General features: G+C 42.3%; 10 protein-coding genes. 2 read left to right on the top strand and 8 right to left on the bottom strand.

Annotation, left to right across the window (positions count from 1 at the left end):
* Nucleotides 1–419: 419 nt before the first annotated feature.
* A complete protein-coding gene (locus tag AS141_RS18095) occupies nucleotides 420–731 on the top strand; it encodes a DUF6922 domain-containing protein (RefSeq protein WP_057939103.1) in 312 nt (103 codons plus the stop codon).
* Nucleotides 732–1,348: 617 nt separating this feature from the next.
* Here the strand turns inward: AS141_RS18095 and AS141_RS18090 are convergent.
* The 8 genes from AS141_RS18090 to accD form a co-directional block, all read right to left on the bottom strand.
* Complete coding sequence (locus AS141_RS18090; RefSeq protein WP_057939102.1) at nucleotides 1,349–3,376, bottom strand: Vgb family protein; 2,028 nt, start codon at nucleotides 3,374–3,376, stop codon at nucleotides 1,349–1,351.
* 626 nt (nucleotides 3,377–4,002) lie between these two features.
* Nucleotides 4,003–5,331, bottom strand: a complete 1,329-nt coding sequence (locus AS141_RS18085; RefSeq protein WP_057939101.1) for a pseudouridine synthase — start codon at nucleotides 5,329–5,331, stop codon at nucleotides 4,003–4,005.
* A gap of 131 nt (nucleotides 5,332–5,462) precedes the next feature.
* Entirely contained in the window at nucleotides 5,463–6,275 is an 813-nt protein-coding gene (murQ, locus tag AS141_RS18080; RefSeq protein WP_057939100.1) for an N-acetylmuramic acid 6-phosphate etherase, read from the bottom strand.
* Nucleotides 6,276–6,516: 241 nt separating this feature from the next.
* The gene (locus AS141_RS18075) at nucleotides 6,517–7,371 is read right to left on the bottom strand and encodes a hypothetical protein (protein ID WP_057939099.1); all 855 of its coding nucleotides are present in this window, start codon (nucleotides 7,369–7,371) and stop codon (nucleotides 6,517–6,519) included.
* Nucleotides 7,372–7,599 (bottom strand): cytochrome b5 domain-containing protein, encoded by a 228-nt coding sequence (locus AS141_RS18070; protein WP_057939098.1) that lies wholly within the window; start codon nucleotides 7,597–7,599, stop codon nucleotides 7,372–7,374. It lies immediately after the preceding gene.
* The gene (locus AS141_RS18065) at nucleotides 7,599–8,750 is read right to left on the bottom strand and encodes a formimidoylglutamase (protein WP_057939097.1); all 1,152 of its coding nucleotides are present in this window, start codon (nucleotides 8,748–8,750) and stop codon (nucleotides 7,599–7,601) included. The genes AS141_RS18070 and AS141_RS18065 overlap by 1 nt, the downstream gene beginning before the upstream one ends.
* A gap of 253 nt (nucleotides 8,751–9,003) precedes the next feature.
* Nucleotides 9,004–10,308 carry an NADH:ubiquinone reductase (Na(+)-transporting) subunit F gene (gene nqrF / locus AS141_RS18060; RefSeq protein WP_057939096.1) on the bottom strand — a complete coding sequence of 435 codons (1,305 nt, stop codon included), beginning with the start codon at nucleotides 10,306–10,308 and terminating at the stop codon, nucleotides 9,004–9,006.
* 132 nt (nucleotides 10,309–10,440) lie between these two features.
* A complete protein-coding gene (accD, locus tag AS141_RS18055) occupies nucleotides 10,441–11,283 on the bottom strand; it encodes an acetyl-CoA carboxylase, carboxyltransferase subunit beta (RefSeq protein ID WP_057939095.1) in 843 nt (280 codons plus the stop codon).
* Between the two features lie 374 nt (nucleotides 11,284–11,657).
* On the opposite strand from accD, the gene AS141_RS18050 reads away from it, so the two are divergent.
* Nucleotides 11,658–12,305, top strand: coding sequence for an RNA polymerase sigma factor (locus AS141_RS18050; RefSeq protein WP_057939094.1), 648 nt, complete (start codon nucleotides 11,658–11,660; stop codon nucleotides 12,303–12,305).
* Nucleotides 12,306–12,408: the final 103 nt, after the last annotated feature.

Raw genomic sequence — 12,408 nt, 5'->3', positions numbered from 1 at the left:
GCAAAAGTCTTGCAGCAATAATGCTTCCACGCATATACCAGCCGTCTGCCCGTAAAAACAATAACAATCAGGTATTCTCCTGCTACTGGTGCAATAATGCGAAGACTGATACTTTTACTCAAGGTGATTAGGCGGATTTGGGAAGAGTGGTTGAAGATTATCTGACAGGTATCTGGCTAGGCTTTAAATCCCCCTCATTCTTAGATTTTACTCCCCTTATTTACATAATATAGTGGTCTGGCAATGAAGTCTGTAGAATATGTTCAATCAATTATGCAATTTGCAATGTTTTATGTTGATCAGGAGATCGAAAGAACTATCTTCTAGCAGGTTTAGAACCAATCTCTAACATAATTTGTCATTTTTTTACAACGTAAAGGGTAATTCCAACATTTATTTCTGAAATTGAATGAGTGATCATGAATTCAGCTATAAACATATCTAAGAAAAGGAATCGGGTTTCCCTTTCGGACTATTTCCCAAAAGAAATCTTCTGGGATGTCAATCTGGATGAATTGGATTACAAGGAGGATAGTGATTTTGTGATTTCAAGAGTGCTTGATTGGGGAAATTTCAAGAACTCCTGGTATAATCTTAAAAAGCTTTATCCAAATGATATGATCCGTTATTACTGTTTGAACCAGTCCCAGATTTTTGGCAATGAAAACATTGAGTTTTTAGGAAATCTATTCAATATTAACCCGGAATTGTTTCCGCGTTACATCAAATAATTTTACTTCATGGTTACAGATGGCGTTTCGGAAGTATTGTTTAAAAGTATCCGAAAGTTAACTTCATTAGTGGAGCTGGCTGATTTTAATTTAGGCGGAGGAACTAATCTTGCTATAAAATATAATCACATATATGGAATCTCGCCTAGGAAATAATTATCCCAGTGCGTAACGCTTTCGTCATGCTCGATTTCACGTGGTTGCATTTTTACATAATTCTATAAATCAGTTACTTATTAAGTACAACAAGTTCGTTATCACAGATACCTGGTGACTATCGGGTGTCCAGTGTCGGATGTTTGCTTCGTCCCTAATACGTCGGTCATTAGACACCGGACAATAATCATCCTCCTGTGTGTCGCTTGCGTCAGGCTGGATTTATATTCTTTTATATTGCCTCTTTTTAGAATGACCCCCATCGTTCTATATACTGGGTGTTGAGCATTCAATGGCACGTCAGTTTCCGGATGCTATCCAGTTTATAAATAGCTATGATTGGATCAGAAGATATTTTGGACTGGGTGAGTTTACCTACCCTACTATCCGGCCCAAAGCGTAGTTACAAATGATAATACCTATGCCTTGGGCCGGAGAGCTTTGAGATAGCCTCTTTATTGTTATAGGCTTTGAACACCGCTAACCGGACCAACAAGGGGAGTCTGAGCTGGTTTAGCTATTCCATAGATCACCAATACACCAGAGCCTCCACCCCATGTCGAATAGGCGGGGTCAGATTTCGCTTCCATTACGGTTTGGGGCAGGTTCCAGTTATTGGCACACCAGAGATTGCCTGCTTGATCAACTACGACATCGGTCAGCATCTGAATACTACCGGAATGAATGGTATGAATCAAATCACCTGTCTTAAAAGCTTCGGTACGTCCGCCAGGTGAAGCACCGGCCATAAACGATACTCCTCTACCCATAAAGTTGGCTACCCAGACATCATCATTGCCATCAACTGATATACCCCAGGGTGCATTCAGTTCCCCATCTCCATAAGGCGTTAAATTAGATTCGTGGGTGTTAGGATCAATCGTGTCAATCGGATTGGCATCGGAAGGAATCATAAAAACGGAACCGGTTATATGATTGCGTCCAAGTGTTTGTGCGAGGTGCGGATAGCCAAGAGCAAATCCTTCGATGATGGAAACACCGTCTGTAGGAGTTGTAGAAGGAAAGTCCGGGCTTGTGTTACAGGCTACCCAGCAATTCCCTTTTGAATCAAGTGCCACACCACGTCCACCGCCTGCTAGGATAAAGCGTTCCACCGGACTGTTTTCTTCAGATGGCGAATAGCGCACCAACGATTTACCATTCGTATTACTAATCCAGACGCGGTTGGAATTATCTATCGAAACCGCAAATGGGGCAGAAAGCACTTTGGTAAGATTTTCATTGACAACGACCCTGCCTTTTGAAAGGTCTCCCTCTGGAAAATGAAGCATCTGATTGGATGAGGTCCCGACAATCCAGATATCACCATTTGGTGCAACACCAATGCCCTGCAATCCTCCAATCTCGTTTAAGGCTCCAGCTAGCTCTTCCGGAACTTTATCAACAACCGGTGAACCGTCTTCCAGTCTATATACCCCAATAGCCCCATTAAAACTTGTCACCCAACAGGTGCCATCCTTGGTGACTGCAGTACCCCAGCCTGCGCCATCAACCCCCATTCCCGTGTAACCGGTTACTGGTGGTGACATTAACCGGCCTGCTGAATCAAGCTTAACCAGCCCCCCACCGATACCTTGGTATACCCCATTCTGTGCTCCCGGCATCCAGTTCAAACCAGTCCACAAGTTTCCATCTTGATCAAGAGATAGCTTTCCGGGGGCGCAGATTCCACCCTGGCCAAAAGCTAAAATCAATGCAAAATCCTCTGGGGCAAAACTCAAATAAGGTACAAAAGGGGAACTCCTCCGGCTGACCGGAACCTTGCTGTTGGGCTTTGCAGGGAAGCCATCTTTCGGCTGGGGATAGGCTTCATCAAAAAGGTTAAACAGGTCTGCCGGATATAGCCAGGGAGATTGGGCAATACCAATCATAGCCTCGGCAGTATTCTTCGGCCGCTGGCCTCCTAACGGTGTTGCATACTTCAAAAATTCACTCTGCCAGTTGTATTCCTCAATAGTTACCGTACCGCTGGCCGTGATGAGTGCTGCCAAGGTATTCAAGCGTGCCAGCGTCTCATTCTGCGTGATGTTGAATGGGTCTATTAACACATCACCCCAAGATCCTGTGACAGGATTGACAAGATTTGGGGTATTTTTGGCTGCAATCCTTACTCCTTGTAGATTTCCTGACAGCTGAAGTCCGTTAAAAAACTGAGCGCAGGTAAACGCAGCTGCCACTGTCGTTAATTCATTTACTACAATCCCATTCTTTGTAATATCCTCCTTCAAATCCGGAGACAGAACTGACAGTAGAACTACGTTTGGATCATGCAATTCAACAGTGATATAGAAAATAGGGTTATCTGATTCGGCAGTAGCGTTTATGGTAAATTTACCTTTCGCTTCTGCTGTCACGGTATATTCCCCAATCGACTCCTTATTATTTGCTTCCCACAATTTCACAGTTGAAGTAACATCACTGGATCGGTCAAATGATACATTTCCTTTAATACTGATTTGATTAGACATAATTTTAATTTTAACAGTTAAATCCGATATGAAAAATATTTAATTCTTATACAAAGAGTATGGTGTCTTATCTATGGCTGCTTCCATTGTGAGTTGCACTTATTGGCTGTAGCTTATTTACTGTCCCCATTTTATAGCGGATATTCAGATATCCCTAGGCAGATAATCGCCAAAATTTCCCGCTTTCTATGACGACTAATATTTTTGTCTGTACATCAAAGTATCCCAGATAGTCACACCTCAGGAACACTTCTTCAAGACCCGTGCTATCCTAATACCTTGACTTTTCACTATAGACTTAGGATTTGTCTTCCGGATTTAAGCCCGGATGGATGCTATAAAAGTTCGGTAAATGACAGCTCCCGAATTGCTTATCCCCGAATCGCTGCTCTCGGGGTCATGACCTCGGGATTTTGGATTTCATTAACTAAAAGACTTATGCAATAAAGTGAATAAAATGAAACTTTCCCAGCGCATAGGCAGACTCAGCCTTGAAGATTTCTTAACACCTTGTCCTACCCTAAATCTTTATACATTTGGTGTCAGCTCTGTTTCATTTGCGCTTCTGGAGAAGCAAGCATATGGCATTAAATGAAAAAAGCTCCCGATTCAGGAGCTTTTAATGCTTATACAAAGAACTTCAAGCGGATCACTTCCTGCTCTGAGAGGAATCTATAATGCCCCCGTTTCAGATCTTTTTTGTCCAATCCTGCAAAGACCACACGGTCAAGTGCGGTCACATCATAGCCCAGATGAGCGAAGATTCTACGGACAATCCTGTTTCTTCCTATGTGAATCTCCAGACCTAGGATAGTTCTATCCAAGGACAAGACCTGCATATCATCTACATCAGCTTTTCCATCCTCCAAGGTCAAGCCTTCGATGATAGCTTCTTCATCTTTCTTGGTAAGGGGTTTATCCAGGGTCACCTGATAGATCTTCTTGATTTCATTGGAAGGGTGAGAAAGTTTAGCAGCCAATTCACCGTCATTGGTAAACAACAATAACCCGGTGGTATTCCTATCCAATCGTCCTACTGGGAATATCCGCTCTTCACAGGCATTCCCAACAAGATTCATAACTGTTTTACGATCCATAGGATCATCAGTGGTAGTGATGAAGTCTTTTGGTTTATTCAGCAAGACGTAAACCGGCTTCTCAGGATTGATTTTTCTACCCTGATATACTACACGGTCGGTTTTCTTTACTTTGCGGCCAAGCTCTGTACAAACCTCTCCGTTCAGGGTAACCAAACCTTGACTGATAAGTGAATCAGCTTCCCTTCTGCTGCAAATACCTGAATTGGCGATGTATTTATTCAGACGGATAAGATGCTCTTCATTCTCCTGCTTTTTCTTCTTTTGAGGCAGGCTCTCGAAGTTATAATCCGGTCTTTCTACGTTCGTGTCCTGATCCACAAAACGCTTTTTACCGAAACCTCTTGTTTCTTTCTTATCAGACTTGTAAGTGGGTCTTCCTTCCGCAAAAACCGGCTTTTGATCCCTACCACGTCCTTTGTAAATAAGTCCACCTGGCTTGTCTGAGGACTCGGGTTTACTTGTTTTAAACTCTTTCTTGTAGGGTTTAGGCCCTTCAGATTCTTCCTTCTTAGCAAAAAACTGTTTCTTTCCAGTACCGAAATCCTTCTTTTCTGAATAGTCAGAACCTTGCTCTTTCTTGGCTCCAAAATTAGATTTAGAACCGAATTTCTTTTCTCCTAGCGTTTTGAAGCCTTCCTTTTTGTTGGATCTTGATTTTTTGTTGAAATCAGAAAAGTCATCGTCGCTTTTGCTGAAAGGCTTCTTTCCTGCGCCAGATTTAGAAAAACCTGAATCTTTGGATTTATTAAATCCCTCTGATTTCCCTTTATACCCTCCTCTTTGTCCTGAATTGGAAGGTTTGGAATCTTTTTTCCCTTCGCCGAAAAACGGCTTTTTTGGATTGTTATCTTTCATAGAATTGCAGCATCACTGCTGGATTGATTGTTGACAATTAAGCAATTGAAAACCAATCGCTTAATCGGGCTGCAAAGATACGTTCTATCTAGATATTTCTAATCATCTCCTCAAATAATTTTCCGGGAAGCTTACTTTTGGTTTTTATAAAAATATTCGGTGGCTTTTCGAACAGATCCTTCACTAAGCAAAAGCCCTTTGGCTTTCTCCGCATCAAGCCCCGTAGCCTCCATAATCATCTTGGTACCACGCTGCACCAACTTGGCATTCGAAAGCTGCATATCTACCATTTTATTACCTTTCACCTTTCCAAGTTTGATCATCACAGTGGTGGATATCATATTGAGGATAAGCTTCTGCGCTGTGCCGGATTTCATTCGTGTACTTCCCGTGATAAACTCAGGCCCAACTACTGCTTCTATTGGATGAGCCACTTCCTTTGAAAGTGGAGAGTCTGGATTACAGGTAATGCTTCCAGTTAAAAGTCCATTTGCTCTCGCAGTTTTAACCCCTCCGATGACATAAGGAGTGGTTCCGGATGCTGCAATCCCGATAACGGTATCCTGATCATTGAATCCATATTCCAAAATATCCTTCCATGCCTGATCAGGATCATCTTCGGCATTCTCCACAGCCTTTCTGATCGCTTTATCCCCTCCTGCTATAAGCCCTAAGACCATATCGAATGGAACTCCATACGTAGGTGGGCATTCGGAAGCATCCAATACGCCAAGCCTGCCGCTGGTGCCAGCCCCGATATAAATCAGTCTACCTCCTTTTTCCATCCGTGGTACGATATGGTCTACCAATTCACTGATTTTCGGAATCACCTTTTCTACAGCAAGCGGTACTTTCTTATCTTCCTTATTGATATTATAGAGCAAATCCAACAAATTCATTTGCTCCAAATTGTCATAATGGGAGGTACTTTCAGTTACTTTCATTGTGTAATTTTTTAAAGGTCACGGTATCTTGCACCTGTCTGCTAACAGATGCTGATCATGCTCTGTTTTCTGCTTTGCCTAGGTTTGCGTCCCACAAACCGAAATTTGGATATAACACTTGCCATCCGTGATGATACGAACGGCGGCTTTTTAATTTATATGATTACAATTTGACTTTTAAAGGCCATATGGAATCTCGCAGGATTTGTAATCATCCCAGTGTGATCCAGTAGGCACGGGATCAGGCTCTATTCTCTAATTCTTCTTTGTGGTAAAGTGTCAAGCCTGCAATCGGGCTTTCAATTATTAGATTTACATTAATCTGCACATCTGAGGCAGCTTTGCGAAGGATATCACTGTTGTAATATGCGATAGAGCCCACGAAATTCACAGGCTTCTCCGTGTAATCCTTGTATTTCATCACATGCTGCTTGAAGAACTCCTGAAAGGAATTGTAGTAGAGCATATAGCAATAAGGAACGGATTTGTGCTCGGTGATAAATCTACAGAAGCTGGCCATGTACCGATTCGGAAAAGGTTTCTGATACACATGCTCCTGGATGGAAATAGCAGTGAGATGAAAACTTTCAATCAGCTCTTTTTTGATCTCCTCAGGCATTTCATCATTGATAAAATCTTTCAAAAGCTTTCTGCCCACATAGCCTCCACCTCCCTCATCTCCGAAAATATAACCCGGAGCAGGGCGGGTGTCTATAATTACCTTTCCATCATAATCACAACTATTTGATCCGGTGCCCAAAATACAGGCAATTCCCGGCTGGTGACCACAGGTGGACTTGGCCGCTGCAGTGAGATCATGATCAACTGTGATTATAGCTTTTGGAAAAACAGTCTGAAGAGCAGATGAGACCTCATGCTTTCTATCAGGAGAGGAGCACCCTGCACCATAGAAAAATACTTCTTCTATTTCACTGGCCAAGTTAATCAGGACGTCATCCTGCATCTGAATCGCCATTTCCTCAGAAGTCTGGTAATAGGGATTAAACCCAATACCGCGGTGCTGACTTATCCTGCGATCTGAATGAATAACTCTCCAGTCAGTTTTACTAGACCCACTATCTGCGATTAAAATCATCTATGCTAATTGCCCAATGGCTTGAAATTTTTCAAATACTTTCTCTGTGTGAGGAGCATCAGGTAGCTCTTCAGTAAGATCCTGACCAGCCCAATGCTCATAGTGCATCCCCTTTTTCCAAAGTTTGGAACTACTTACATCATAAATTACCCCTAGGTAAGCGACCCATATTTCGGGCTTATCCTGACCATTGCGCAGAGCAAGTTGCTGCTTGGTATAGGTCTTCACTAAAGCAACTTGATTTGAGCATTGATCCAGCGCTCAGGAATTTCCCCTTTTTGAGCCATCTGATAGTCCGCATAACTGCAAGGCACTGTACTAACCCGATCAAATTTCTCTGTTTCATTGTGGGGAATCTCCATCCACCATTTGCCGCTTCTTTTGCTTTTATAAAAAACAAGTGTATTCGGTTTGGTGTCCAATGAAACAGTGTACTTGGTATAATCACTGCTTTTGAAAGAAAGACTGTCTTTACGGGAATAAAATCCTTCCAAGAAATACCAGATCATCACGGAAACTACCTTCGCCGTCTTATTGGCCGCATCATCATAATAGGGTTCATACCCATAAATTCCTATAGAACTCAACTTCTCATTGGTCCCGGCAAACCAGCAGATCTGGCAGGCCTCCTCGGCTGTCAATCCAAAGGGCTCTGCATTCACTGCACCTGGAGCATCCGCTGACTGAATTGCACACAAATCGAAGCTTAACAAATCTGCATTGCGTATCAACGGCTCCACTTCTTTGAACTCATTTCTCAACTCTCCCAAGCGTATATGTTCAAAATACAACTTTTCTATCACGTTGATCAAAGACGGGTCTACCAGAAAACTCTGATATGCCAGATGCGCAGAAGAAAAGAGAAAATTAGGCTGATGAAGGATGATTTCCTGAGTATGCTGATCTGCTAGTGGCCCATCTTCTTCCATGTCCAATTTGGCATCGACGGTCAAAAGACTGACCAGCTTCTTCATTTTCTGGTAAGACAGGTACTGCCCGTAGTCCAGATCGTGGGACCCTCCGAAGTATATCGGAAGTATCTGATGTTTCATCAAAAAATCGCCCACTTCCTGCATCCTCTGGTAAGTATCACTTAATTTTTCTCCGGAAATCAAATCTCCCAAATCAGCTACCCTATAGGCTCCAAAGCCTTTCTTGAGATCGTATAGCTTCTCTCTGATTTCGCTGCTTCCCCGATCGGCACTTTCAATTTTAGCAAGACCCCGGTTTTCCCGGATCCCTACAAGGGCAATCTGTACTCCTTTGAGGTCTGGAAATTCCTCTCCGAAAAAGTGGATTTGCTTGAAAAAAGAATTGTCAGGATATTTTTTCTGCCAAAGGTACTCGGCTACAGGATCAAAGTAAGATTGAATGTTCATAAGGGGTGATTGTCTCTGGTAAAAATAATCAAAAATGGGGTTAAACCCGAAATATGCATTAGACTTCCTACAACGATTCAAAACTATTGCAAAATCAATCGCTTCGCTTCATTTAACCCATTCACCAGAGCTGTGCTATGCCTCATTCGCTAAGTGTTTGATTTATTTTGACTTTTCGGATCTCAGTACAGATCCTAAAATAGAATTCGGGTTAAACAAAAAATCCCGCCTGAGCGGGATCTTTTGTTTTCAATTAACCTCCGAAGTCATCAAATCGGATATTTTCCTGAGGAATTCCCAGATCATCTAGCAGCTTCAAAACTGCTGAGTTCATCAAAGGCGGGCCACACAGGTAGTATTCTACCTCATCCGGCTCTGGGTGATCTTTCAGATAATTGTCATACAATACTTGGTGAATGAATCCAACATATCCGTCACCTTCTTTGTCATCCAGTGACTTCTTGATCTTCCAGTTATCCTCCGGAAGTGGTTCAGACAATCCAATATTGAATTGGAAATTCGGGAATTCTTTTTCGATATCTCTAAACTGTGGAGTGTAGAAAAGCTCTTTCTTAGATCTACCGCCATACCAGTAGGAAACTTTTCTACTGGTCTTCTCTGTATGGAAAAGGTGGAAAATCTGTGCTCTCAATGGAGCCATACCTGCACCACCACCGATATAAATCATCTCACGCTGTGTAGGATTGATATGGAATTCACCATATGGCCCGGAGATAGTCACTTTATCACCAGGGACTCTGGAGAACACATACGAAGAACAAACACCTGGATTCACATCCATCCATTTGTTATTGGCTCTATCCCAAGGTGGTGTAGCAATACGGATAGTCAACATCACAATGTTACCTTCTGCTGGGTGATTGGCCATGGAATAAGCTCTGAACAGCTCCTCGTCATTCTTCATCGTCAAGTCCCAAAGACCGAATTTATCCCAGTCACTTTGATACACGTCAGCAGGGTGACCTAGATCAGGATGAGGAGTGATATCCATTCCCTTGAAGTTCACTGTGATCACAGGCACATCGATTTGGATATATCCACCTGCTTCGAAGTCAAGCGTCTCGCCTTCAGGAAGTTTAACTTTAAACTCCTTGATGAAAGTAGAAACGTTGTAGTTGGAGATGACTTCACATTCCCACTTCTTGATACCGAAAATCTCTTCCGGTACCCGGATCTTCATGTCATTTTTCACCTTCACCTGACATGCCAGACGGACGTTACTTTGCTGCTCAGCCCTGCTCAAGTGGCCTACTTCGGTAGGAAGAACTTCTCCCCCGCCTTCTTCGACCACGCACTTACACATGGCGCAGGTACCGCCACCACCGCAAGCGGAAGGAAGGAAGATTTTTTGCCCTCCTAGCGTAGAAAGGAGAGTGGTTCCCGCTGAGGTTACGATTGGAGAGCTCTCGTCACCATTGATGATGATGTTGACATCCCCGGAATTGACCAGCTTAGACTGGGCAAAAAGGAGAATAAATACCAGTAGCAAGATGATTATCGTAAAAGCTACAATGGATGTGATAATTACTGAACCCATGAAATTTTGGTTTAATTTTTCTTATGGATTGGCCCAATACGGGAGCACAAATATATTTATTAATCACTAAAAGAGGCTAAATCATAGGTCAAATTTGACCCGAATAATCAAATCCTTTTTGTGGTAACCAGATTAATTATTTAAAAGGTTTAGTAAGGTGGTCAATCGGCCTTTCAGCTGACGCCGATCTACGATGAAATCAAGGAATCCATGCTCCAGCACAAATTCTGAACTCTGGAAGCCTTTTGGCAGATCTTTGCCTATTGTCTCACGGATTACCCTTGGTCCTGCAAAACCTATCAGCGCTTCTGGCTCAGCGATATTGAAATCCCCCAACATGGCATATGATGCGGTAACCCCACCGGTAGTAGGATCGGTAAGCATGGAAATGTAAGGCACTCCTGCCTGGTCCAACAACGCAAGCTTTGCAGATGTTTTAGCCATTTGCATCAAGGAAAATCCAGCCTCCATCATGCGGGCACCACCAGATTTGGAAATCATCAGAAAAGGGATCTTGTTTTTCAGAGAATGATCAATTGCCCTTGCAATTTTTTCTCCCACTACAGAACCCATGGATCCCCCGATGAAATTAAAATCCATACAGGCAATCACAATGTCCAATCCATTCATTTTGCCCACGGCAGACCTCACAGCGTCATTCAGCTCTGTTTTTTTAATCGTAGCCTCTATGCGGGAAACGTAAGGTTTGGTATCTGTGAATTTCAGAGGGTCCCCAGATGTCATATTGGCATCCAGTTCCTTGAATTTGTTGCTGTCAAAAAGAATTTCAAAATATTCCTTCGACCCGATTTTCACATGAAAATCATCATCTGGGCATACATAAGCGTTATTCTTGAGCTCTCTGGTATGGATGATATTTCCATTTGGGGTCTTAAACCAAAGGCCATCGGGTGCATCTTTCTTCTCAGCTGTAGATGTTTTGATGCCTTTGTCAGTTCTTTTAAACCAAGCCATATTGAGTTTTTAGGTTTTTTTGACGAGTCAAAGGTTACAAATTTAGTCGTTAAATCCCGTAAATAAAACCAGATTAAAAATTGGCTGGGAAATCAATTGCATACATTCAAACGGCGCCCTATGGGAAATCTCTTTTGTAGTATGCCCCTTTCGATAGAAAAACAGGATTACATCCGGCTAGAACCCCCTTATTACGACAGTATCCTCAAGGCGACTTCGGCCTGTTTAAATCATTGGTAAAATCAGGCTATATGCGGCAAGGAATTCAGCAAGTAGCCCAGAATTAGCTGAACTTGAGGAATGTAAGCTGTTAATCAGATTTTAATTGAGAAAAATTATTCTTTCCTTTAAAGCACAATAGACCCTCTTATCTGATGAATAGCAATTTGCCAAACCCTGTTACCGGAGGATCGGAAATGGAGAATAGCCGTAAAGAAGAAAATCCACCGTTTTCCACTGACCTTGAGCTTTGGAAAGGATTTAAGTCTGGCAACAATTCCGCTTTCATCCTTATTTATGAACGTTTTTTTGACACTTTGTATAGCTATGGGTTGCGGATCAACAGTAATGAGGAATTGGTTAAAGACGCCATTCATGATGTGTTCCTGGATTTGAAAAACAGCAGTAAATCAATTGGAGACACCGATTCAATTAAATTTTATCTGTTCAAGTGCCTCAAAAGAAGGATATACAAAGAGCTTAAAATGTGGACGAACCTCAAGCAGGAACTTGCCTCCCAGGATAGTTTTGAGATCACTTTCTCCCACGAACAAACGTTGATAGACCGTCAGATTAATGTTGAAAAGTCCCAAAGCATAAATGCGGCAATCGCCAAGCTTTCCCCAAGAAAAAGAGAAGCTATCTACTACGTATATTTCGAGGGCTTGTCTTACCAGGAGGTAGCTGAGTTGATGGAGCTTTCCGATTCGAAATCTGCAAGGGATTTAATTTATAAATCCCTAAAATGCCTAAGGGATTCTTTGGGCTTCTTACCTGCTTTTTTTACTGCCTTCTTGCCTTAGACAACTTTTTTATTTCAGAAACATCAATTACCAAGGAAGCTTATTTTGGGTTCTATCAAAAATAAGTATTTTTTTTTGGCGTTGTTTTCTGCCTTTTCCCCTT

Source organism: Algoriphagus resistens (assembly GCF_001442615.1).
GTDB lineage: Bacteria > Bacteroidota > Bacteroidia > Cytophagales > Cyclobacteriaceae > Algoriphagus > Algoriphagus resistens.
This window is presented reverse-complemented; position numbering and strand designations above follow the sequence as displayed.

What these genes read in the sequence shown, in the direction of transcription:
- AS141_RS18095 (WP_057939103.1), top strand. Translation starts at nt 420, where the DNA reads ATGAATTCAGCTATAAACATATCTAAGAAAAGGAATCGGGTTTCCCTT.
- AS141_RS18090 (WP_057939102.1), bottom strand. Translation starts at nt 3,376, where the DNA reads ATGTCTAATCAAATCAGTATTAAAGGAAATGTATCATTTGACCGATCC.
- AS141_RS18075 (WP_057939099.1), bottom strand. Translation starts at nt 7,371, where the DNA reads ATGATTTTAATCGCAGATAGTGGGTCTAGTAAAACTGACTGGAGAGTT.
- AS141_RS18050 (WP_057939094.1), top strand. Translation starts at nt 11,658, where the DNA reads ATGAATAGCAATTTGCCAAACCCTGTTACCGGAGGATCGGAAATGGAG.
- AS141_RS18065 (WP_057939097.1), bottom strand. Translation starts at nt 8,750, where the DNA reads ATGAACATTCAATCTTACTTTGATCCTGTAGCCGAGTACCTTTGGCAG.
- AS141_RS18085 (WP_057939101.1), bottom strand. Translation starts at nt 5,331, where the DNA reads ATGAAAGATAACAATCCAAAAAAGCCGTTTTTCGGCGAAGGGAAAAAA.
- accD (WP_057939095.1), bottom strand. Translation starts at nt 11,283, where the DNA reads ATGGCTTGGTTTAAAAGAACTGACAAAGGCATCAAAACATCTACAGCT.
- nqrF (WP_057939096.1), bottom strand. Translation starts at nt 10,308, where the DNA reads ATGGGTTCAGTAATTATCACATCCATTGTAGCTTTTACGATAATCATC.
- murQ (WP_057939100.1), bottom strand. Translation starts at nt 6,275, where the DNA reads ATGAAAGTAACTGAAAGTACCTCCCATTATGACAATTTGGAGCAAATG.